Below are 4,474 nucleotides of genomic sequence, written 5' to 3'. Positions count from 1 at the left end.
CTCCAGCGTAACGGTGAAGGTGAGGGTGTAAACGGTGTTGTCATACGTCCAACCCTCCGCGCCGGTGTTTAACTCGGAGATGGTATAGGTATATACACCGGGGGAAGCAAAGGAAAAGGTGCCGCTTTCTATCTCGCCGCTGCCGATGCGGGCGACGGTTTTGGTATTCCCGTTGCTGCCCTCCGGCATGGGCGCGTTGTTCTCGCCTTTCAGAAGGAATGCAAACTCCGTTTCGGGCGGGTTCTCGCCCTCTGCCACCTTTTCAATGATGGGCGGGTCGATTTCTACAGGCGGGATGTAGGTGTTGAGGATATTGAAATCGTCGTAGGAAGGGATAAAGTCTGTTATTGGCGCTTCCTCCACGGTGTAGACGATCTCGTTCCCGTCCGCGTCGTATTTAGGCGCGGTAAAGGTATAGTGCCACTCGCTGTTTTCGTTTGGGGTAACGGTGATTTCCTCCACCAGTAAATCCCCGTTTTTGAGCTGTACGGTGATGGATTTCGGCAGGGCCACAGTATGGCCGCCCAGCTCCCATGTTTTCTCGCCTTTGATTTCGGTCTGCACTTCGCCTGTATAGCTGTTGGCAGCGGTGACGGTGATCGTCTGGCCGGACACAGCGGCGCCGACGCCGTTTTCCAGCGTGAGGGCGTAGCCGTCCGAGGAATAGTCGTCCTCCCGTACCTCATACCTTGCGCCTGCGGGGATTTCAAATTCTTTGCTTTCGCCAGATTTTAAAGTAAACTGCGTTTCTGTGCCGTCTATGGTGAGGGTAAAATGAAAATCCTTGTTTTCATCTGCTTTGGGGTACTCGCCCGCCAGCTTCTTAGTGATGATAAGGATGGCCGGCTGCTCCGGCGTCTCTGGTACGCGGTTCTGGAACGCAGCAAGGACGTTTTCGCCGCCCACAACCTTGCCGAAGATTTCCTCAATCGCCGGGAGATATCCCGCCGTGTCGGTTTCTTTCACGGCATAGGTAATGCCGTCCGGCAGCCCTTCAAACACGGCCTGTTGTCCTGCTTTCAGTTTCAAAACGCCGCCGCTGGTAAGCTCCTGCGGCTCGCCGCCGTCCACTGTGTATTCGTAGGTTCCGCCGTCCGAAAAGGTAACTTCAAAGGTGAATTCTTTGTCCGGTTCGGGATTGTCGCCCACAACCTCTTTGCTCACCGTCAAGCTGCCTAATTCCGTCGGGGGCTGATAGACATTGACGAAGGGAAGGCGCAGTTCTTCCGCCCCGGTGATCTGCCCAGTGTATTCCCGTACTGTGGCGGCATACCCTTGCGCCGTGCAGTCGGTTTCGGTGATGGTGTAAGTCGTCCCAAACGACAAATCCGGGAAGATTTGGCTCTCACCATGCTTCAAGACAAAGGTTTCCGTTTCCCCATTTATCACGGCAGTAAAGGTAAATTCCTTCTGTAAATCCGCGCCGTCGCCCCGGACTTCTTTGGAAACGGTTAGGCTTCCCGTCTGGCTGGGGGTGTAGGTGTTGGTAAACCGCGCCGCGCTGCCTGCTTCGGTGATAGTCCCCGTGTGGCCGGTGCCGGACATGGCATAGCCGGGCATAGGCTGTTCGGCGACGGTGTAGGTTACTCCTACAGGGATTTGTTCAAATACAGCGCTTTGCCCGTGCTTGAGAGTGAGGGCGCCGCCGCTGGTGATTTCCTGCGGCTCGCCTCCGTCGATAGAATAGGAATAGGCGCCGCCGTCGGAAAAGGCGACGGTGAAAACAAATTCCTGCGCTTTCTGCTCGTCCGTAAGGGGCGAACCATCGGCATTTTCAACCAGCTTTTGCACCGAGAGCGCCCCTTGCAGCCGGATATTGTAGGCGGTGACAACCACCTCTTCGGTTTCGTTCCCAGTGACGACGAAAGGATAGCGGGTGATACGGTTGCCGCCCGCGTCGGTGTCAAAAGCGAAGCCGGGGGCAGGGGAAAACTCCTCAAAGTAGTATTCGCCCGGCTCCAGGGAAACGGAGATTGTTCCATCGCTGTCGGTAACATACCTCCCGCCGAGCTGCATTCCGTCCTCGGTAAACAAATAGAATGCCGCGCCGGGGACGGGGATTTCCGTCTCGGTTCCGTCCGGCTGCTTTTCCTGCTTGAGAAGCTCCACGTCGGCATAAGCGGGAATCTCGCTTTGTGTTTCGTTTTTGGCCGTCTGGCCGAGGCTTTGCCAGCCCAGCGTGCCGGTGATAAGGCTGGAAAGAAGGAACACAGCCGTCAGGAGCATACTGACCGACCGATATATCCCTGCTCGCATGGCAAAACCTCCCATCCGCTTCAAAATTCTTTTCGTTTATCTTTCTGCTCTCTGCCACGCGCTCTCCAAAAAAGGAAAGCGTATGGCAGGGAGCAGGGGCGGCATACGGCCGCCCTGTTCCCTTTACGGCAAAGCCCGCCTTGTATCTCGTACAAGCACAGTCCGCTTACCGTTGGTTCTAAAACTTAACCGGCCAGATTCACCCACAAAGCGGGGCGTACGCCAACAACCGAAACGCTGTAGTACGCGTAATCAAGATTGCCATCATTTTTGACCTCAGACACGTAACCCGAATCACCACGCAGCGAACGCAGATAGTACCCAGTATTCGTGCCGTTCAATGTCGCTGCCCGCATATTCGACGGCAGAATCACACCCTCGGTCCCCAGCGTATAATCCTTTGCCTGTGCAGTGATGAGGTTCTGTGTTCCGTATACGTCCGCCTCAGAGAGCAGGAACACCTTATCCTGTGTTGCGGTGAATTCCGTACCGTTATACGTCGAGCGGGTGTAGATCGTCGTCTCTACCGCATGCTGTGAGAGCGTCATCTGCGCATTCAGCCAGTCGCCGTTCAGATACGTCCGCAGCGCGCTCGTTTCCCACTTCGGCGAACTTCCATCAAACCGTCTCTGTTCCTGTAGGTCTTTAGTGAGCAGCAGAGCGTTGTTCCCGTTCCGTACCAGCACATAATACTCGATTCCGTCTACCGTCGCGGTGTTCAGCGTTCCCGGCGTAATATCCCCGATCCCGCTGGTATCCCAGCTGGAATTGACCTTAATGCTGTATTCTCCAACCACCGTGGAATCCGCTCTGGAGACTGCCCGCACCGTCAGCGTGCTGCCTACGGTCTCATTCCCGCCAATCGTCAGGAGCCCGTTTGCGTTGATCGTTGTCCCGCTGTCCGCACGGTTCGGCACCGACCAGCTTACCGCCTGATTGGAATGCGCCGCATCCCCAAGCTTGACCGCTGCGCTCATCTGCAGCGTATCTCCCAGCTTCGCTTGTGTCGCATTGCCCGCTGCGCTCACCGTAACCGTCAGGCTCCGGCCTGCCGCCTGATTTAACAGGAACAGGGCGTTGTCCGTGGGTGCCGGGCCGTCATTCTCGCCAAAGAAGCCGTCGCTGCCTTCAGCCGTGCCCCAGTCGCCCATGGTGGCGAACTGACCCACTACGTTAATGCCGTAATACCAGTTGTCTCCCGGCTCTTTCTGGAGGCTGATTCCGTCCAGCAGAAGGCCCGTGGCCGTGCCGGGTTCAATCGCCTGCGCCCAGTACGCCCAGCCGTCCACATCATACACCCAGTATGCGCCCGGCTGCGAGCCCGCGTCGATCCATTCCTGCATGGTCATGACCATGCCGCTCTGGGTATTGGCCGCCGTGTGCGTTTCCTCCACTGTCGTGATATTGTCCGGATTTACCGCACTGTCGCCCTCGTCAATGGTATTATCGTCGTTGTCATACACCGCGTCCGCTGTTTTGCTCTCTCCAGCGGTATAGGCTACATAATCGTCGTAATAGATATTGTCCGTCGCGTCCGTACCGTCGTATGTACCGTTGATATCCGCTTTCAGGCTGTCTTTGTTTTTGTTGAACGTGGGCATATAGATGGTGCTGCCTCCCGTCGTCCACTCCCAATAGGTATGGAACGGGTCATCCGCCGCGTCCGGGATGTGGGTTTTCCAGGTGGATACGTCGTTGATATCCGCTCCGGTCATGAGGGATACGGCCTCTTTACTGGCGTAGTGCGCATCGCCGGTTTTCAGTCCCGCGCCCGCGCCGATCTCCATATACTCGTCCAAGCGCACACGAGCATAGATAGGCACGCCGCCCTCCGCCTCGCTCATGAAGTTTTCCACATACACGTCCTTGTTGGTGCCGTCAAAGTCGTCGTGCAGACGCCCGCCGGGATTCACTTCCCCGGTTCTCTCGTTGAGAGCCACTTGACTGATGCTCTGCCAAGCGAAGGTGCCTGTCAGCAGGATGGCCGCCGAGACTACGACTGCCGTTACCGCCGAGATAACTTTTCGCTTTTGGGTTGTTGCTGCCATTGTTCTCGTCCTTTCTTTTGTTCTTTATTAGTATATATAAAGGAGGAATTCCCCTCCCATATACCGTGAGAAGTTTCAGCGTTTCGCCGGTTCCTTCGGCGGGCTCTTAAAGATTCGCCCCAGCACATAAATCAGCACAAACACCACCGCCAGTGCAAACAGGAGAAGCG

At 56.3% G+C, this 4,474-nt stretch carries 2 protein-coding genes; both read right to left on the bottom strand.

The features are described from left to right. Positions 1-2,256, bottom strand: a 2,256-nt coding sequence (locus tag H8730_RS17090; RefSeq protein WP_249290257.1) for a DUF7601 domain-containing protein, incomplete at its 3' end; no start/stop codon positions are given. Between the two features lie 185 nt (positions 2,257-2,441). After that, positions 2,442-4,304, bottom strand: coding sequence for a DUF6273 domain-containing protein (locus H8730_RS17085; protein WP_249290256.1), 1,863 nt, complete (start codon positions 4,302-4,304; stop codon positions 2,442-2,444). Positions 4,305-4,474 lie beyond the last annotated feature (170 nt).

The organism is Bianquea renquensis (assembly GCF_014384895.1).
GTDB lineage: Bacteria > Bacillota > Clostridia > Lachnospirales > Bianqueaceae > Bianquea > Bianquea renquensis.
The sequence above is the reverse complement of the archived record's forward strand: the minus strand, read 5'-3'. Positions and strand labels throughout refer to the sequence as shown.

Coding starts and splice junctions, on each gene's coding strand:
- H8730_RS17085 (WP_249290256.1), bottom strand. CDS start 4,304: ATGGCAGCAACAACCCAAAAGCGAAAAGTTATCTCGGCGGTAACGGCA.